This window comes from Flavihumibacter solisilvae, assembly GCF_000814475.1.
GTDB lineage: Bacteria > Bacteroidota > Bacteroidia > Chitinophagales > Chitinophagaceae > Flavihumibacter > Flavihumibacter solisilvae.
Window position 1 is genome coordinate 13,677 of the sequence record NZ_JSVC01000002.1, and the last position, 19,823, is coordinate 33,499.

The window sequence follows — 19,823 nt, forward strand, 5'->3', positions numbered from 1 at the left end:
CAATAAATGGATAAGGACAAATTTCTCCTGCTTGCTACAAAAGTGCTCTCGGGGAGTGCCTCACCCGAAGAGGAAATGCACCTTGAGCAGCTGTTATCGGACCCGCAACTTCGTAATCTCTACGATCAGTTCGTTCAATACTGGCAACCCTCACAACAAAGGCCTACCGATCTTGAACAGGCACTTGCCCATACCTGGGAGAAAATCGGTGCCGGGGAGTCAGATTCGAATACGGAGTCAAAAGTCCCTGTCAGAAGGCTTCCCATTTTCAAGAAAATCATCGCGGCTGCCGCAATTGTACTTGTACTGGTAATGGCTTTCTGGATCTACCAAAGTTCACCGGCTACTATAAATTACCGTGTTGCACATAATGCGAATGGCGTCCGTTCAACCATTGTCCTGCCCGACGGCAGTAAAGTATGGCTTGGAGCCGACAGTCGCCTCAAGTACCCGGAATTATTTACGCAGGATAACCGTACTCTTGAACTCGATGGCGAGGCCTTTTTTGAAGTTGTAAAGAACCCGGAAAAGCCTTTTATCATCAACATGAAAGATGGTGCAATCCGGGTATTGGGTACGTCATTTAATGTCAAAGCATACTCCGCCGACGGGGTGATCGTAACATCAGTGGCAACAGGAAAAGTTGCCTTCGTTCCATCCATCAGGTCAGGCGCCGATTCTGTTTTTCTAACTCCGGGCAGAAAAGCAAGTTACCGCACGGCCAACGGTGCCCTTACGGTATCTGAGACCGATGCATCAAATGACCGGGCATGGATCGATGGTGTGCTCAATTTCGAATCGGAAACACTTTCCGACATCGCCCGCACCCTTTCGCGATACTATGGAAAACAAATTGTTTTCCGCGACAACAAGGCTAAGCAATTCCGATATACAGGTAAGTTCAGTAACAGTTCCGCGGCTGAGATCCTGCGCTACCTGGGCAAAACCAAACCCTTCTCTTTTAAAGAAACTGAAGACTCCATCTATTTATTCACCAACTAACAAGCTTGCTGCAAATGAATGCAAAAAACCGACTATTGTCACTGGTTATGGCACTGCTGTGTTGTACAGCCTATGCACTTGCCGGATCACCAGGTCCGAAAAGTGAGCAGGAGAAAAAAGTGAGTGTGGTATGCAGATCAAAAAACCTGAAATGGGTCATCAACCAGCTCGAAAAACAAACCGGGCTCCTGTTCGTGTATTCGAACGATATGCTGGACCCTGATAAAAAGATTTCCGTTCAGCTGCGAAATGCAGATCTCAGCTATGCACTCGAACAAATCTTCACACCACTCCGCATCGATTACGAACTGGCTGGAAAGAATGTACTCCTGAAAGTGCATGCCGGTGACCGGCTGGTAAACATCTCTACCGCTGTTTTTCATGCCGCTGATGTAGAGATCCAGGGCCAGGTGCTTGACGAACAAAAGAACCCTATTGCTGGTGCTACTGTATTGTTGAAAGGAACCAACAGTATCACCACTACGAACAGCGATGGCCGGTTCGTCCTTCATGTTCCTGAAGCTAAAGGCACTTTAATCATCAGTTTTGTTGGCTACCGCTCGCAGGAAGTGGCCATTACCAGCAGCAACATGATCGTTAACCTTGCACAAGGTGATAACAACCTTGGTGAAGTTGTCGTGGTAGGTTATGGTACACAGCGCCGCGTAAGTGTTACAGGAGCCGTTGACCAGGTAAGGTCCGCTTCGCTGGAAGGTCGTCCCAGTGTAAACCTCACCCAAAGCCTGCAGGGACTGTCTCCCAACCTGATCATACAGCAAACGAATTCAGAACCCGGCGCCGGAATCAACATCAACATCCGAGGCGTAAGTACACTGGGTAATAACGGTCCGCTCGTAGTTATCGACGGAATTGCAGGCGGTGATATGAACCTGCTCAACCCCGCCGATATCGATAATATTTCCGTGCTGAAAGATGCGGGTAGTGCTGCCATTTATGGTTCACGTTCTGCAAATGGCGTAATCCTTATCACTACCAAAAAAGGTAAGAAGAATGCGCGGCCTATTGTGACGTACAACGGCATGGCTGGTATTCAGCAGCCGAAGATCTGGTATAAGCCGGTTGAGAGTTTTGAGAACGCCATCCTCCGTAATCAGAGCAATGTGAATGCAGGTCTCCCGCCTATCTATACTCCTGACCAGATCCAGGCTTATAAGGACAGTGGCAGTGAACCCTGGTTCCTCGATGAGATCCTTCAACCTGCCATGCAACAGCAACATAACCTCAGCGTGTCCGGTGGTAACGATAAGACTACCTATCTTATTTCCGGTGCTTTTGTCAACCAGGGCAGTAACCTGGTAGGTCCTTCGTATGGACTTACCCGGTATAACCTCCGCCTTAATCTCACAACCGAGGTAGGCAGGCTTAAACTTACCGGTACCATGGCCTATGCCCGCAACCAGATCAAGGATCATTCTTCATCAACTTCCACCCTTATTGTTGATGCGGGCCGCGTACCGACATATTACAAATTGAAAGACGAGCAGGGCCGTTATCTCACCAACGACGTACTTGCTGAATATAATCCCCTCGGCATTCTTGAAAAAGGGGGTTCACGCCGCTATAATGACGATAATTTATTCACCAATGTTACCGGTGAGCTGATGCTGATCAAGGGCCTCAAACTGAAAGGTTCTATCGGCGGCACAATTGCCAATAATCACATGTTCGAGCACCGCAGGCAGGTGGATTATTTCCCGAAAGGATCATACGGCCTCGATCGCAATGCCAATGATCGTAATTACAAGGACCTCTTCCTGAACACACAGGTAATGCTCGACTATGCAAAATCCTTAGGCAACCACAACATTACAGCGCTAGTAGGTTTTGCCAATGAATCATTTTCAAGCACAACTACAGAAGTGCGCAAGAAATACGTGGATAATGACCTCGGTACTCCAACCACCGGAACGATCATCGACCCGGGAACCTACAACAGCGTGAATGGTTCCAACGAGACCAGTCTTAATTCTGTGTTCGGTCGTGCAGGTTATAACTTCAACGATAAGTATTTTGCCGAATTCAACTTCCGCTTCGACGGCTCTTCGAAGTTCGCGAAAGACCTGCGCTGGGGTTTCTTTCCCTCTGTTTCTGCAGGATGGCGCCTCACGGAAGAAGCGTTCATGGAGAATTATTTAAGTAGGATTGGAAGCCTGAAACTGCGTGCATCCTACGGTATACTGGGTAACCAGAACGTAGGCAACTACCAGTACCAGACGACTTATTCCAATTACAATAACGCGTATGGTTTCAACAACCAGCCGGTGTCGGGAACAAGCTTCACATTTGCCAATCCTGACCTGCAGTGGGAACGTGCGGCTACCTTCAACGCGGGTGTTGATGCGACTTTTCTCAGGAATAACCTGCTGGTGTCTTTTGATTACTTCAACAAGCTCACCAGCGATATCCTGATCCGTCCCGCAGTGCCTGGTCTATATGGAGGTACCGTGGCAGATTTCAACGCTGGTAAAGTACGAAACACCGGATGGGAAGTAAATGCATCCTACCGCATTCCCGGCAAACGCTTCAACCATACTGTTGGCTTCAACATAGCCGATACTAAAAATGAAGTGATCTATTTTGAAGGTAAAGAGCAACGTACCGGTGCAGATGAAATGGAAGTGATCCTCCGAGAAGGACTGCCATACAATGCTTATATCGGTTACCGTACCGATGGTTATTTCCAAAACCTCGATGACATCCTGAACGGACCGACGCCAACAGGCATCCAGGTTTCACCGGGCGATATCCGTTACGTAGACCGCAACAAGGACAACATCATTGATGACCAGGATAAATTCGTTCTCGGCCATCCCTTTCCGCGATATACTTTCGGATTCAACTACGGCCTCACCTGGAAGAACCTCGATTTCTCTCTCTTCATCCAGGGAGTAGGAAAAAGGGATATGTTCCTGCGTGGCGAGCTCGTTGAACCATTCCACTTCAACTACTCCCAGGTAATGTACCAGCACCAGCTCGATTACTGGACGCCTGTAAACCCTGATGCCCGTTATCCGCGTCTTGCTCCTGCCGGAAGTGCATCCAATACTAATAACTACCGCCGTGGGTCGGATCTCTACCTGTTCAATGCTGCTTATGCGCGACTGAAAAATATCCAGCTCGGGTATTCACTCCCGCAACACTGGATCAGCAAAGCCTCATTGCAGAAAGCAAGGATCTACTTTGTGGGACAGAACCTCCTCACTGTTTCGGGTGTATCGTTCGTTGACCCGGAATTATCCGAATTCAACAACAGCATGAAGAACAACGGAGCCAACAGTGGACGCGCATACCCAACACCGGTATATTTTGGATTCGGATTAGATATCACCTTCAAATAATTGCCTGCCATGATCAATAAAATTATCTCACTGCGATACGGTGTCCTCCTGCTGATGGTGTTGTCGGTTTCGTGTAAGAAGCTTGACCTCGTTCCGCGGGACAAGTTCACCGATGCCACTTACTGGACCTCGCCTGAAAAGGCTGGTACCGTTCTGAATACTGCCTATTCGCAGATGTTCAATACCAACTATTTCTTTTACAATGAAGGCCTGAGTGACAATGCCTACAGCGGTCGCGGCGACCAGCAGGGTGTAACCTCGATAGCTGCCGGACTGGCTGATGCATCTCTGGCACGATTCAGGGAACAATGGAATGGTCACTATGCCTGTATCAAGACCTGCAATATTTTCCTTGAGAACGTTGATCGTGTTCCCGGTTACGATGAAGCCGCGAAGAACAACCGCAAGGCTGAAGCGCGTTTCATCCGTGCATTCCAGTATTTCCAGTTATATACGCTGTATGGGGATGTCCCATTGATAGAGCAGGATATTTCGGTGTCTGAAGCTAAAAGCATCAGTCGCACACCCCGCCAGCAGGTGGTTGATTTCGTGCTTCACGAACTCGATGATGCGGCGGCCCTGCTTCCTGTAAATACGCAGTATAGTGCTGATGACCGTGGGCGTATCACCAAAGGCGCTGCCATGGCTCTAAAGGCCAGGGCTCTCTTATACGAAGGACGCTGGAATGAAGTTCTGGAGATAACGGGCGCATTCATCAACGGAACGACATACGGTTCATATGGCCTGTTCAGCAATTACGAGGGACTTTTCCTTCCGCAGAATGAATTCAATGCCGAAGTGATCCTCGACCTGCAGTTTGTTCCGGAAGTGAGAACACACGGATTTTTCTTTGACATGGCTCCGCTCGCAGTGGGGGCAAGAACAAATGCACTCGCGCCAACCCAGGAACTCGTAGATGATTACCTGATGCTGAATGGAAAGACCATCAGGGAAAACGGTTCAGGTTACAATGAGGACAATCCGTATCTAAACCGTGACCCACGCTTCACCAGTACCATTGTTTATAACGGGTACCAATGGAAGAAGCCAGACGGCACCACCAGGACCATCTATACCAAACCCGGCAGTGACCCTGATGCAGCCAAACTTGATGAGTATGCCCCGGGCGGCGTAAGCTCACCAACAGGTTACTATATCCGCAAATACTATGACCCGAATTCAGTGGGAAATTTCAATTCTGGACTAAACCTAATGCTCATACGCTATGGAGACATTATTCTTATGCATGCCGAGGCAAAAAATGAAACCGGCAAGCTTCCCGAAGAAGACTGGAACAGGACGATCCGCGCACTGCGGAGCAGGGCAGGGTTTACTGATCCGGGTGCACTTTCCTACAATGCATCACTCAGCCAGGAACAACTTCGCGATGTGATCCGCCGTGAGCGCCGTGCAGAACTTGCTATGGAAGGACTCCGGTATTTTGACATCCTGCGCTGGGGCATTGCTGAAAATGTATTGAACGGATGGGCGCACGGCGCACAGTTTGGTGAGCCTACCATCGACAACGGTTATATCCGTGCCAATGAACGCAGCTTCGACGCGAATAAACACTATCACTGGCCCGTTCCGCGTGACGAACGCAACCTCAATCCAAACCTGTCACAGAACTCCGGCTGGTAACCTTAATCATCATGCTTAAAAACTCATTACATATGAACCGTTTGTTCACACAAATCTTCCTGTTGTTCACCGCTTCAATCGCACTGTTCGCTTGCAGCAAGGACAAATCCCTTGACCATACCAAAGTATCACAGGTAGCCATTCTCTTTACTCCGGAAGAAAACCGCTTCGTTAAGCTGCAGCCGACTACTTCTTCGAGCGTTGTCTTCGAATGGGAGCAGGCCCGCGCAGAAGATGGCGGACTGGTTATGTATGAAATCGTATTCGATAAGGAAGGGGGTGATTTTTCGCAACCTGTTTACAAGATGCTTTCCGATAACGGTGGCGTGTTCAACAAAGCCACTGTATCGCATAAAACGCTCAACAGCATCGCCAACCTCGCCGGCATAGCATCGCTTGAAACCGGAAAAATGAAATGGACCATCGTTTCGTCCAAAGGTATAAATGCAGTTCAGTCATCTGTAAGCAGGCTGATCGAAGTTGAGCGACCCGCTGGCTTTGCCAGTATCCCGGCAGATGTATTTCTGACCGGTGATGCCACTGAAGCCGGAACAGATGTTAACAATGCCCTGCAATTGAAACAGGTTTCAAATGGCGTGTTCGAAATTTATACTTCCCTGAAAGGCGGCGCATACCAGTTTGTTGATCGTAAATCTGGTGATGCAGCAAAATTTTACGTGGAAGGAACAACGCTGAAGGAATCCGGCAGCACAACAGTTACCGGCGATACGAAAGTGTACCGTATTGTGCTCGATTTTAACAACGCTGCTGCTACATACACCCAAATAAAGGAAGTGTCTTTATGGTTCGCTCCAGACAACACAACCAAATTCAACCTGCCTTATGCCGGGCACGGTGCCTTCAAAGCTGAAAATGTAAAGGTTGATTTCAAGCAGGAAGGCTGGGGTCGTGATGAACGTTATAAATTCCGTATGCAGGTGTCTGACGGTACAACCGACAGTTATGAGTGGTATGGAAGCTCAAACGCCGATAACCAGCGTCCGACTGACGCCACACCCGCTTCCTTCTATTTCCTGCATCGTATTCAGAACAATGACCAGTGGAACTACTGCTATAAGTTCAAGACCGAGGCAGACGGCGCCAACATAGATGTGATCGTTGACTTCGCTACTGACAAGGAATATACACACCAGGTGGTAATCAAATAATCCGTGACTACAATGACAATCAAACAATATTTACTGGCAGCCTGCGGCAGCGTCATGTTGCTGCAGGGCTGCGACAAATACAAGGACTTTGACCTTGCTGGCAACCAGGGTGGCGTGGAGAAATATCCCGTTAACTGGATTAAGGCGGCCGACAGCAGCAGCACCACGCTGGTCACCAGTTTCTGGAACCCGCAGGGCAAATATTTCAACCGCAATAACAATGGTAATCCCGAGTTCCACTACTGGCCGCAGGCCCATGCGCTGGATGTAGTGGTAGATGCCTATACGCGCACACAGCAGCCATTGTACAGGATCTACATGAACGATTGGTTCACGGGGGTTAAAGAGAAAAATGGCAATACCTTTCTCAACGAGTTTTATGATGACATGGAATGGAATGCTTTAGCCATGCTCCGTGCTTATAATGCTACAAGTGATGCCAAATTCAAATCAGCAGTTGATGAAGTGTGGGCCGATATCAAAACCGGCTGGAACACCAATATGGGCGGCGGTATCAGCTGGCGCAAAGCTATGCCGGCTTACAAGAATGTTCCTGCCAATGCACCGGCCAGTATCCTGGCATCACGCCTGTACCAGCAATTCAAAAATGAAGAAGACCTCCAATGGGCGAAGAAGATCTATGCCTGGATGAAAGACAGTCTGTATGAGACGGGCACCGGCCAGGTGTATGATGGCATCAACAACAAAGGTGACGGCAAAAGAGACGAATGGAAATTCACTTACAACCATGGTACTTTCATCGGTGCAGCCCTGGAGCTGTACAACATAACAAAGGATGCGGTATACCTGAATGACGCCATGAAAGTTGCTGCATACACTATGTCTGATAACACCCTCACCAATGCAACAGACAGGTTATTGCGCGATGAAGGTGGTGGCGACGGTGGACTATTCAAGGGTGTATTTGTGCGTTATTTCACACAACTCATCATTCATCCTGATCTTCCTGAAACTTATCGGTCACGGTATATTGCTTTTCTGAAGCATAATTTTGAAACGCTGTGGTATGAAGGCACCAGCAAACCGGCGATATTATTTGGAAGCTACTGGAAAAGAAAACCCGGCACGGAAACGGAAATGCCCATCCAGGTGAGTGGCGCCACCCTGGTTGAAGCAGCGGCCCTGTTGCAGGAAAAGGAATTATTTTAATCGTTAGTAACATGAATACATCTCTGAAGAAAGGACATGCATTGCTGGTATTTAGCTTATTGGCGGGTATGGCAGTAAACGCACAGGACAGGTACCGTAAGGAAGCAGACAAACTTGAAGCTTCTATTGAAAGGAATTTTTACGATGCATCATCCGGTTATTACAAGGAACACGCAGAACCCGAAAGGAATGAACATCCCGCCTCATATCTCTGGCCACTCTGCGGAATGATCCAGGCGGATAATGAACTGGAGGTATTGTCGGGAGAAAAACGCATCGACCGCAGTATGTCGATCATCGCGAAGTATTATGATACACGTAAACCTGCACCGGGTTATGCATCATACCCGGTACCGTTAGGTGGCGGCGATCGTTTTTACGACGATAACCAATGGATCGGTATCGCCCTGATGGACGCTTATTTCCGCACGAAGAACATAACGTACCTGGAGAAGAGCCGCGAGATCTACCGGTATATGATGACTGCATACGACACTGCCACAGGCGGCGGACTATATTGGCAGGAAGGTAAGCTAACGTCGAAGAACACCTGCTCCAATGGCCCGGGTATCATCCTGGCGCTGCAGATGTACAAAGCGACAAAGGACAAGAAACTCCTGGATACTGCGCTGATGTTGTATAAGTGGGTAAACAAATACCTCCGTGACAAGGACGGCCTTTATTACGATAATATCCATGTACCCGGAAAAAAAATAGACCAGAGAAGGTATTCATACAATACCGGTACCATGATGCAGTCGAACTTATACCTGTACGAACTCACGGGTGAAAAAAAATACCTCATTGAAGCAAAGGTGATAGCAGAATCTTCAAGCAAATACTTTCTGGGTAGCGGTGCGTTCCGTGATACCTACTGGTTCAATGCTGTACTGCTGCGTGCATACCAGCACTTGCTGAAATTTGATAAGGATCGCAAATACATCCAGGCCTTTAGCGTATGTGTTGACAATGCCCTCACTAAGGAAATGCATCCTAATGGCCTTCTTGGGGCAAAGAACAAAACTGCCGATCTCGTGGGTCAATCCGGAATGCTCGAGATCCTCGCGAGACTCGCATTACTTGAGAAATAACATTCAGCCATAGCGATTCCTGGGGTTTAGGATTTGCAAGCTCCTCCCGTCCGGTGATGGGAGGAGCTCCATTTTTCCCTGAAACATCCACCAATCATCTACCTCAGATCCTTGAGGATACTTGGGGTAATCCTACGATCATCTTTGGGAATTTACCCAAGGAATACCCAAAGAAAACCCTAGGATGACCCTAGGATGACCCTAGGATGCGTGGTATAGCAGTTAAGGAATAGACTTGCCGGAAACAGGCTTGCTCCCCGGTTTGTTGGGAAACCTGGCACTGGAAAGGGCTAAATGACCCTTAAATCTTAGTAGGGCCTTGCCTGTTTTTTTAAAGAGAGAAATCGCGAGGACAACCATTTTCGTACTGGTTCATCATACCATTTCAGACAGGCCCAGGCAAGTGTAATGGTAACAGTCAGCACGCTGAATGCAACCAATACCAATGTGCCTGGTACGCCGGAGCTGCCATTGAATTGACCCGGGTTGTTGCTGACCCAGGCCATAAACAGGTAAATGAATGGATAGTGGATGATGTATAGTGGATAGGAAATGCCACCAAGAAAATTGCAGATGCCTGCCGGCATTCCGTCCTGTATATCGCTGCGTGCACCGAGGTAAACGATGACCGGAAACACAACTACCACGCAAAGTGAATCGTAAAGTCCATTCACCCACAACTGGTCGTTCCCCCCGATCCTGGGAAGCGACAGAACCAGAATCAACAGCAGGCTGCAACACAGAAATCCGTGTTTCACCCGGGTAGGCGTAACAATGCGACTTAGCAAAAGTCCGGCAAAGAACGGGTAAAGCAGGCGGGTGAGCCCGATCCGGAATTGGGTAGGTTCAATTGACCAGCCGCCGATTAGATCGCCATGTGGACTAGTTACACCAAGATGGATGAGCGCCGCGCCAGCTGCCAGTACGAGCAGGGAAAGAAGCCATTTGGAGAACCGCCGCACTACCAGGGCATACAAAAGATTGGCAATGTATTCAAAGAATAGCGACCAGGCGGGACCGTTAAGCGGATGCATTTCCTGCCATCCTCTTATATCCATGGATAGAGGAACCGGAAGTAACGTGAATCCCACCACCAATACAAGCAGGAATTTTTCAACGGGAACACTGTCGATCCCTGGCCATAGCGGGCTGGCCTGGTAATAGAAGGTGATGGCACCAATCAGCATTCCCGCGATGATCATGGGATGAAGCCGCACCAGGCGACGTTTAAAGAAATCGCCCAAAGTCATTTTCTCCCACCGGTCATCGTAAGCATAACCGATAACAAATCCCGAAAGCAGGAAGAAAAAGTCTACGGCCAGGTAGCCGTGATTGATGATCTGTCGGGTGTGGTCTCCACCGGTAAAGGTTTCAAGTATATGGAAAACTACAACCATAATGGCTGCGACGCCTCTTAACCCATCGAGTATTTTATAGTGTTTTTTGCTGTCAACAAACGCGGAAGAGATTTGATTCATCAGTTGGGATTACCTTGATTGGAGATCCTTTAAGGTAGCAATTATTCTCACCTGTGGGTTGAGGTGTTTTCTAAGGTCTGCCAGGTCTGAAGAATCGAAGCGGTTACCCATTATGCTTAGATACTTCAATTTTTGCATCCCGTAAAACTTGTGTTTTTCAGTGTGGATATCAAGTTCGTTAAACGAAAGGTCGAGAAATTCGAGGTTATTCAGTTTTGCAAATGAACCGGGAAGAAGGGTGACTTTGTTGCATAAAAGGTTTATGCCCTTCAGCTCTGTAAGCTGGCCGATTTCTTCAGGAATGACAGTAATGTAATTTGGGGAGTCGGGCATTACCGAGATATTGCTATATGCCATAAAACCCTTGGCGCCAAGTCCGAGTCTCTTAAGTTTTTTATTCTTGAACACCCCAGGCGGGATTTCCGTTAAGCCTTTGCCTGACAGGTTAATTTCCTCCTGGTAAACCTGATCACTGTTCATGCAGGCGGCAAGGAGAAGTACAATCAATATAAGAATAAAACAGCTCTTTAGTCTGGACTTTTTTAGTAGTGATTCCATATCGGGAAGGGAAAATACTACCCGCCAGGAATTTATGCAATTGTTAGTTCCAGATTCTGTCCAATGCATTCGTTGCCTTCCTTTGAGCAGCAACAATCGGCTTCCCGTTTTTTGAGAAAGGGGCTGCTGCAGTTCCAGCAGGAGGCAACTGTTTCTGAAGAAAGCGTGATGTCCATCAATTCAAGCAGTGGACGATAGTCATTTGCAGTATTGGTATTTTCTATTGTGGCAAAGCCATTAGCATTGGTATACAGCCTGCCGACGTATTCGAATCCTGCTTTTATTATTCCACTCAATGATGACTTATTTTCAGGGGCATGAATGACCCAAAACCTTACAGCCCTTTTTCGTTCGGACCGGATGATGAATTGAAGAAGGGCAGGGTAAATCCCTAGTCCGCGATACCTGCTCATAGTCCTGAAGTTCCAGAGGTACCTGTTGCCTGCCGGCAATAAAAGTTCATGATTCAGTTCACCGATCCGGGCCGTCCTTCTTGCCATCCAGCCAAAGGCTGCGGGTTGGCCATTCATGTATGCAACGTATGCAACATGATCATTTGCTAGCCGGTTTCTGATATCGTCTTCAGTTGTTGTGCCCATCGCAGCCAGCAGTTCAATATCCGTGCACACCATAATTCGGAGTCCTGCCGGTGCCTGTGTATAGGGCAGCAGGGTTGTTTTGGAAACTGTGTAGAGTGCCATGCAATAAGTTTTGGTTGTAAACTGATGAAAAGAAAGAGGGAGAAAAATGTTTCTCCCCCGCTCGTTGTTTTAACAATTGCTGCAGCCGCAGGTGCAGCTGGGACCAGGACAAGCGTCGCCGCAATTACAAATAACTGACTGGTTTACTGCTGTAGCGCATCCGCAATTTTTTACAGTTTCCATTTTTTTTAGTTTAATGACTGGTTAATGAATTTGATAACACAAAGCTACTATCACACCAGGCGGATGTCGTTACAGTTAAATGGCTTTTAGTTATACATAAATGGAAGCTTTGTCGTGCGTACGTAATTGTGAAACTCAGTACCTCTACGTAGAAATGCACAACAGCCCGCTGGTAGTTTTGCTCCACTTTAACTGCTCCATTATGCATTTCAGATTATTTATTAATAAGACCTGGTTGCTTGCCCTGCTCATAATTGCCTCCTGCAGTAAACCGGTCAATGATGCCGAAAATCCAGGTGGCGGACAGTCTACCCCAAGACCCGTGGGTTCACCTGTTGGTAACCTGTATTCGCAACTTGTCGGGCCGGAAGGAGGAACTGTAACCAGCGAAGACGGGATGGTTGAAATTATCATTCCTGCCGGGGCTTTATCGTCGACCACTGAAGTAGGCATCCAGCCCCTGAACAATACGGCGATTACTGGAATCGGGGCTGGTTACAGGCTTACACCGCATGGACGAGTATTCAACAAGCCAGTGACCATCCGGTTTAAATATTCAACGCACCATTCGAAGCTCAGCAACTACGAAGCAGTTCAAATTGCGACACAGGAAGCAAATGGTAAATGGAAATGTATAGGAAGGGTCGATAATGATACGAACAGTAAGACAGTTTCTGCAGAAGTTGATCATTTCAGCGACTGGGCATTGATTGCTTCTATGGAGCTGTCACCGGTGACCCGTACACTTGGCCTCGGGGAGTCATTGACATTGCATGCATTGCGCTATGTCTATCCGATAGTAGGTGATGACTGGTTGGCTCCCCTGTCACTGCCTAATGCAGGAGTGGGTGAGCCGTTAATGATAGGTCCGGAACATATAGTCAGGTGGACACTCAATGGACCGGGCAAACTCGAAGGGATAGGAGCGGACGCTACTTATACCGCGCCATCTGCAGTCTCCGGCAGCAATCAGGCAGCAACCGTTACACTTGAACTTAAAGTCGGCAACAAACAGGTCTTGCTGATCAGTACCATTTACCTGGTAGTGGATGGAATCAATATCAGTATCAACGGGCAGCCCTGGCATACTTACCCGGCTATGGCCAGCACGATGGATGATTTACCTCAGTTTACGATCGCCGGTCTGCGGACTACCGCAGACCTGCCACAGATCGTGTTCCTGTTGCCACGTACTGCAGGGATGAAAACCGACGGTACCTATAATTGGTCGATGCAGGGTGATGATGCAACGGATGTCACTTTCGAATATGCAGAACCCGACCTGAAGCACATGTATGTGTCCGTTTATGATGACGGTTCCGAATCCCGCGACAGTGAAGGCTTTGTCCAAATCGAAGAAACGGAGCAGGGTGGGAAAAAATACGTAAGTGGGGTGTTCGCCCTTGACCATGCTGGTAAAATCGAAACCAACACGGGAACACAAATAAGCATTGCAAATATCAAAGGCACATTCAGGGTGCAAAGAAACTGGTAACAACAATCAATAATAATTCGATATGAAAAAGATAATCATGCTGGCAGTGGCACTTCTGCCATTGATAGCTCACAGTCAACTAAGCGCATACTCACGGTACGATTTTGTGCCGGGAGAGAATATCCTGTATGCAGAAGACTTTGCAGGCGATGCGATAGGTGAACTGCCAATGAAATGGATCACCAATAATCGTGGTGAGGTGGTAACTGTGGAAAGTACGTCTGGTCAGTGGTTCAGGCTTTTCCCGGGAAGCCGGTTTTCGTCTCCTGCTTTAAAACCCATGCCTGTAAATTTTACTATGGAGGCGGATCTGTTGTTGCAGTTTGGTGATGACGGCGGTTACGTATACCCGGAAGTGGAGATCAAGCTGCTGCAATTGTTGCCGGGAGATGCGGGTGTAAATAACTTTGTTGTTAACCAGGATGCTGTCAATGAAGTAGCACTCGTTTTGCAGCCTGGTGGTGCGGAGAAACCGATGACCGCCACTTTGAGGAGCTATGCTAAGGGAACGGCTTTCTTTTCCAATCAGCCAAAAGATATCAAAACTCTTTCCGGGAAGAGCGAAGTGCTTCACCTTTCTGTCTGGGTCCAGAACCAACGGGCCCGTTACTGGATCAATGGCGAAAAGATCTTCGATATTCCGCTGGCAGTTCCCTCAAAAGCGACTGTAAACCATATTGGCTTTAGTGTCGAATCATCCCTGTATACGGAAAGTCAGCTGGGGATCTTTTTTTCAAATATCAGGCTTGCAGAGGGAACGCCTGATCTACGGACTAAGCTCCTTACAGAAGGTCGTGTAGTTACCAACGGGATCCTGTTCGATGTGGATTCAGACCGGATCAAGCCGGAAAGCGCGGGCGTGCTCAAGGAGATTGCCGCTGTATTGAAAGCGAATCCCCAGGTTAAAGTCAATATTGTCGGGCATACCGACAGCGATGGGGACGATATCAAAAACCTTGACCTGTCAAAGCGCCGGTCCATGGCAGTAAAGAACAGTCTTGCTGCTGATTTCGGGATTGACAGTTCCCGTCTGCAGACCGAAGGGAAAGGCGAGGGCCAACCCGTTGCCGACAATAAAACAAAAGAGGGGAAAGCTAAAAACCGTCGCGTAGAGTTTATAAAGTTGTAATCTTTGCAGCATTCCTAAACCTGTTCACTCCATGAAAAAAGTACAGTTTTGGCTGTTAGTGGTATTGGTAGCCTGTTCAAACCAGGCCTTATCACAGGATACTGCAACGCAAAGGATTCTTTCTGCCAAGGACGATTCCGTCAAAGTGGTCCAGCTCGCGGATCATGCCTATAAGGTTTCAGGAACTGACAAGAAAAAAGGACTGGAACTGTATGCAGAGCTGATGCGACTGAGCAGGAAACTCAACTATCAATACTGGATAGGGATGAGTTGGTACAATATCGGCTATGTTCATGCGAGAGCTGCGGATGATAAGGAAGCGATGAGGAATTTTGATTCCGCCCTGGTATACCTGAAACGTACGGATCGACTGGATATGACAAGTTATTGTCACCTGAATATCGCCAGTCTAGCCGGTCGCCTCGGCGATACCGACAAAAAAATGCAGCACCTGAACGCTGTCATCGCCCTTTTGCAGAATTCGAAACATACCCAGACACTGAATTACACCTACAACTCACTGGGCGTATTGTATTTTAACCTGGATGATTACGACACAGGCCTTACCTATTTCCGGAAGGCTGAAAGCATGGCGCGGCAGACAAAGGATACGATGAACCTGGTGGACGCCTTGCATGGAATTGTAAACTGCCTGTCATCCCAAAAGAAGTTTGTTGATGCTGAACCTTATGGCAAGGAAGCTTTGGCAATGGCCTATCGGACTGCAAATAAAGACTATCTCACAGTTGCGCATACTGCTGTAAGTGAGTTGTACTATAAATGGGGCAAGGCACCACAGGTGTTAATGCATGCAAAAAAGATAGTCGAATATGCGACCGAAACCCAGAATGTGCAATACCAGTTAATTGGTACAATGGGTCTGGCAGATGGTTATTTGCTGGCAAAAGACTATAAAGCCAGTATTGCCAATTACAATATGGCGCTGCAACTCGGCAGCGAAAAGGGTGCGGTGATCCAGCTGGATGATATTTATAAAGGATTGTCCGAAGCATATTCTCAAACCGGTCAGCCAGGAAAGGCACTTGAATCCTATAAAAAGTTTATTACTTATCGGGATAGTGCCAATAACGAAAAGGTGAAGAAACATTCAGTTGACCTGGATAAAAAATACCAGCTGGCACAAAAGGAAAAAGCATTGTCGGAGAACCAGTTGCAGTTGGCCCTCAAGGACCTGCAGTTGGCGATGAATACGAACTATGTCATTTATGCTGTAAGTGCACTTGCCGTTGCCCTATTGGTGGTCGGGTTGTTGCTGCTTCGTTCGAAGTACAGGAGGCTTAATCATGCCAAAGAGCTGAACCGGATCAGGCATGAAAAGGAATTACACCTCCTTCAGGCATTGATGCAGGGAGAGGAGCAGGAGCGCGGAAGAATTGCAAAGGAATTGCATGATGGCGTGGCCGGGATGCTTGCCGCTTCGAAAATGCATTTAAGCAGTATGCCCGGACAGGGAGCCATTAGTGATACCGATGGTTACCGGCAGGGGATGTTCCTGCTGAACGAGGCGACACAGGAGATCAGGAAGACTTCACACAACCTGATGCCCGAGATCCTCCTGGCCAATGGACTGGACGAAGCGCTACGCTGGTATTGCAACAATATTTCCGGTGACCTGCTTTCTGTTCAGTACGATTCATGGGGTGACCTCAGGAGATATAAGCCGGGATTTGAACTTTCGGTTTACAGGATCGTGCAGGAACTTCTCGGTAATATCATCAAACATTCCAAAGCCACACAGGCAATTGTACAGATGAGTGTGAACGAGAACACCTTGTCACTCACGGTCGAGGATAATGGCATCGGATTCGCTTCCGGGATCAACACGAAAGGCATGGGAATTACAAGCGTACAATCGCGGGTTGTTGCCATGAACGGAAGAATAGAGATGGAAGCATCGCCTGGTAATGGGGTAAGCGCCTATCTCGAGTTTGATACCACCGGTCTGGTAGAAGTCAGTAGGTTGACAGGATCTGCAGATCCTGGTAAAGCAGCTCAGCTTTCATAAGGATCTGCATTTCGTTCCAGATAAGTTTTTCTATTGATTCCAGTGCCCGGGCCTGTACATCAGCGAGGATTCGGATTGCAGCCTGGCGGTTCGTTAAGTTGTTCCCATAAGCCGTTTCCTGCAGGATTTGCTGTAGTTGCGAAATGCCCTGTGAATAGCGGCCAAGCCGTGCGCCCCATAGCTCAGCCTGGCGACTGTACAATTTGCATTGGAGGCCGAGTCTTTTGCGTACCGCTTCCAGGTCAGAACCGGTAATTGCATTGCATTGCTCACGGAAGTTTTTTTCCAGGGCTTCATCTTCCTTATAATACTTCTGCCAGTCGAAGACCTGCTGCAGGGCAATGGCTTGCCTGAGATAATTGCGGGATGTATGATCAGTTTCCGGGATGCCGGCAAGTGAAGTTTCGGCAATCGCCGGCCGAAGCGCCAACTTCCAGCGGATCTCTTGATAGTGAACGGAGTCAGGCATGTCGGGACGCGGGACACTTTTCATTTGCCGGAGTATTTGCTGGTCGTGGATGGCCGCCACCAGTTTTTTTATTTCTTCAAACACAGGATTAAGTTCGGCATCGCTGAATTTTTCCCCGTATGGTGTCTGCCTGGCAAATGCCTTGTGAAGTGCTTCAACTGTCCCAGGTAACACAGTAATTCTCCGGGTGATCGCCGGCAGATCTTTTTGTTGGAGCGTTTGTGCGGTTGCCGATATCGCCAGGAAACCACCGGCAAGGAAAGTGCAGATCATTTTCATACTACAAAAGAAAACAACCGGCCGGCTGGATTTCTCAGCAGCAGTCCGCAATTTCGTAAGTCAGTAATTCTACGTAGGTGATGAGATTAGTCGATCAGTCCCCTCTTTATGGCTTCCCTTACCAGGCTTGCGGTATTTTTTGCCGCAAGTTTCTGTGAAAGATTGAGGCGATGTGTTTCTACTGTTCGCATACTGATGAAAAGTTTGTCCGCGATTTCCTGGTTGCTTAGTCCTTCTGCCACATGTTTCAGGATTTCTTTTTCGCGTTTGGTAAGCGGGATATCGAAAATGGACCGTCGTTGCCCTTTGAGACTTTCGTGAAGGAGGATCTTCCGGATAGATTCATCGATGTATTCCTCCCCATTCACCACAGCCTGTATAGCTGCCACAAGGGTTTCGGAATCGGTGTTTTTTAACAGGTAACCTGAAGCTCCATTTCGCATCACCTGCTTTACAAAATGTGAATCATCGAAGCTGCTGAATGCAATGATCTTTACCTCGGGCGTTTTCTTTAATACCAGCTTGCAAAGTTCGATACCTCCAATGCCAGGCATCTGGATATCCATAAGCAAAACATCTGTTTCGTTCCGGGAAAGGTAGTTCTGCAGTTCTTCTGCATCAGTGGTTGTATAAACGATCCTGACATCATGCCGGCTGGCCAGCATTGCAGCCAATCCATTAATTACCACCTGGTGATCATCTATTACGGCGACATTGATTGTTTCCATACGATACTTCCAAAAATACAGAATAAGGCATCATTCTTTCAGGTTAAAAACCACTTTTGCATTCTTCTGTTCACTGGACGAAATAAAGATCTCGTAACGCCTGGTGCCGGCGGTTACAACCATCAGTGAGGTATTGGGTGGAATGGAACCCAGGTTCTCTGCAACCATAACGAGTTCATGGTGCGGGCGGGTGCTGTCTATGGGAATACTCAGGGTAATGGGCTTTTGGGAAAGCCGGGCCCGTGACACCAATAATACATTGTTGTGATAAATGCTGACGGTATCGCCATCTATTTCCGCATTGTCGTAGAGGTTAATGGCGATATTGCCACTCTCAATCTCTACCTGTTGAACCAGCGCATTTTCGCGCGCGGTCAGGGCTTTCGGCGGTGGTGGCATTTTCAATGTGGTTGCCTTTGGTGGCAACGGACTGATTTTCGGCGGTTCTTTTACGGTTTTCGCGGTCGGGGATGACTGGGGCGGCTTTTTGTCGGGTACAGGGGTGACTTTTTTAGCTGCTGGTTTTGAAGGTGTAACCGGTTTTGAGGTTGATCCAGGTTTTGCAGTCTTCGGCAGGTTTGAAGTCGTTGCGGTTTTTGCCGGCACGTTCTTCGGTTTGGTGGTGGCAGTCGCTGTTTTTGCAGTTGTTTTGACGCACTCACGAAAGGTGATATCATCCAGTGCAAAATCGTTGCCGCAACCCCCGTGCATACCGTTGATCATGGTTATTACAACGGATGTTTCCGACGCCGGCGTTTTAAACATTGCACGGTGCTGGGTCCAGTGCGGAGCTTTTACTCTCACAACATCACCGGTCTCAAAAGTGGCGAGTGTTGAGCCTGCAGGTGTCTGCAGAAGTATTGTAATGCTTGGTAATAATGGGTAGGGACATTTTTCCGTGATCCGGCAAAGGTTCATGAGCCACATTCCGAACTCGTAAGTGGTGCTAGCTTTCAGTCCCCTGATCACTGTTTTAAAAAAGACGCCCGTCCTGTATGCCGAGTTTACCAGAAGCATGTTGCCTGATTCATCGCCTTTTGTATGGTCTTCTTCCAGTGTAAACCAGTCCCCACTGAAGCAGTCGCTGGTATATGACGTGTAGGTGTAGTGGCCATCGGTCGGACACGAACTTCTTACCCTGTTGTAGTTGAGAAGCATCGAGGTATTGAATTCCTGGACGTCGTAGCCCGAACCGAAATTAATTGTTACCTGCGGAGGTTTGAACGTACAGTTGGCAACCTGCGCTTTCATTCGTAAGGAGAATGACAGGATGGTTAGGATAAGAATGAACGCTTTCAAAATCGCGGGTTCTGGTCCTTATCTAATCTACCGAAAATTCAGGTGT

At 48.0% G+C, this 19,823-nt stretch carries 15 protein-coding genes; 9 read left to right on the forward strand and 6 right to left on the reverse strand.

Going from position 1 to position 19,823, the window contains the following annotated elements; translation table 11 throughout:
* Positions 1–6 precede the first annotated feature (6 nt).
* Genes OI18_RS02005 through OI18_RS02030 form a run of 6 tightly spaced genes read left to right on the forward strand, consistent with a single transcriptional unit; the run spans position 7 to position 9,432 of the window.
* A complete protein-coding gene (locus OI18_RS02005; RefSeq protein ID WP_039136714.1) occupies positions 7–1,002 on the forward strand; it encodes a FecR family protein in 996 nt (331 codons plus the stop codon).
* 14 nt (positions 1,003–1,016) lie between these two features.
* Positions 1,017–4,361, forward strand: a complete 3,345-nt coding sequence (locus OI18_RS02010; protein WP_082037820.1) for a TonB-dependent receptor — start codon at positions 1,017–1,019, stop codon at positions 4,359–4,361.
* Between the two features lie 9 nt (positions 4,362–4,370).
* Positions 4,371–6,002, forward strand: coding sequence for a RagB/SusD family nutrient uptake outer membrane protein (locus tag OI18_RS02015; RefSeq protein WP_052272782.1), 1,632 nt, complete (start codon positions 4,371–4,373; stop codon positions 6,000–6,002).
* 32 nt (positions 6,003–6,034) lie between these two features.
* Positions 6,035–7,171 (forward strand): SusE domain-containing protein, encoded by a 1,137-nt coding sequence (locus OI18_RS02020; protein WP_039136716.1) that lies wholly within the window; start codon positions 6,035–6,037, stop codon positions 7,169–7,171.
* A 12-nt stretch (positions 7,172–7,183) separates the two neighbouring features.
* Positions 7,184–8,341, forward strand: a complete 1,158-nt coding sequence (locus tag OI18_RS02025) for a glycoside hydrolase family 76 protein (protein WP_072038932.1) — start codon at positions 7,184–7,186, stop codon at positions 8,339–8,341.
* Between the two features lie 11 nt (positions 8,342–8,352).
* Positions 8,353–9,432, forward strand: coding sequence for a glycoside hydrolase family 76 protein (locus OI18_RS02030; RefSeq protein WP_039136717.1), 1,080 nt, complete (start codon positions 8,353–8,355; stop codon positions 9,430–9,432).
* Between the two features lie 308 nt (positions 9,433–9,740).
* Here OI18_RS02030 and OI18_RS02035 read toward each other — a convergent pair whose 3' ends face one another.
* From OI18_RS02035 to OI18_RS02045, 3 genes are all read right to left on the reverse strand, one after another.
* Positions 9,741–10,910: an acyltransferase family protein gene (locus OI18_RS02035; RefSeq protein ID WP_039136720.1), complete on the reverse strand. Its 1,170-nt coding sequence runs from the start codon at positions 10,908–10,910 to the stop codon at positions 9,741–9,743.
* A 9-nt stretch (positions 10,911–10,919) separates the two neighbouring features.
* Positions 10,920–11,390 carry a leucine-rich repeat domain-containing protein gene (locus OI18_RS02040; RefSeq protein ID WP_039136722.1) on the reverse strand — a complete coding sequence of 157 codons (471 nt, stop codon included), beginning with the start codon at positions 11,388–11,390 and terminating at the stop codon, positions 10,920–10,922.
* A gap of 110 nt (positions 11,391–11,500) precedes the next feature.
* Positions 11,501–12,169: an N-acetyltransferase gene (locus OI18_RS02045; protein WP_039136724.1), complete on the reverse strand. Its 669-nt coding sequence runs from the start codon at positions 12,167–12,169 to the stop codon at positions 11,501–11,503.
* Between the two features lie 385 nt (positions 12,170–12,554).
* On the opposite strand from OI18_RS02045, the gene OI18_RS02050 reads away from it, so the two are divergent.
* Genes OI18_RS02050 through OI18_RS02060 form a run of 3 tightly spaced genes read left to right on the forward strand, consistent with a single transcriptional unit; the run spans position 12,555 to position 17,002 of the window.
* On the forward strand, positions 12,555–13,847 hold the full coding sequence (locus OI18_RS02050; protein ID WP_152616701.1) for a hypothetical protein: 1,293 nt from the start codon (positions 12,555–12,557) through the stop codon (positions 13,845–13,847).
* Between the two features lie 22 nt (positions 13,848–13,869).
* A complete protein-coding gene (locus tag OI18_RS02055; protein ID WP_052272784.1) occupies positions 13,870–14,976 on the forward strand; it encodes an OmpA family protein in 1,107 nt (368 codons plus the stop codon).
* A 31-nt stretch (positions 14,977–15,007) separates the two neighbouring features.
* On the forward strand, positions 15,008–17,002 hold the full coding sequence (locus OI18_RS02060; protein ID WP_039136729.1) for a tetratricopeptide repeat-containing sensor histidine kinase: 1,995 nt from the start codon (positions 15,008–15,010) through the stop codon (positions 17,000–17,002).
* Here OI18_RS02060 and OI18_RS02065 read toward each other — a convergent pair.
* The 3 genes from OI18_RS02065 to OI18_RS02075 form a co-directional block, all read right to left on the reverse strand.
* Positions 16,950–17,750: a hypothetical protein gene (locus OI18_RS02065; RefSeq protein WP_039136731.1), complete on the reverse strand. Its 801-nt coding sequence runs from the start codon at positions 17,748–17,750 to the stop codon at positions 16,950–16,952. The two genes, OI18_RS02060 and OI18_RS02065, sit on opposite strands and share 53 nt — an antisense overlap.
* A gap of 86 nt (positions 17,751–17,836) precedes the next feature.
* Entirely contained in the window at positions 17,837–18,478 is a 642-nt protein-coding gene (locus OI18_RS02070) for a response regulator (RefSeq protein WP_039136733.1), read from the reverse strand.
* A gap of 30 nt (positions 18,479–18,508) precedes the next feature.
* Positions 18,509–19,777 carry a hypothetical protein gene (locus OI18_RS02075; protein ID WP_152616702.1) on the reverse strand — a complete coding sequence of 423 codons (1,269 nt, stop codon included), beginning with the start codon at positions 19,775–19,777 and terminating at the stop codon, positions 18,509–18,511.
* Between the last annotated feature and the right edge of the window lie 46 nt (positions 19,778–19,823).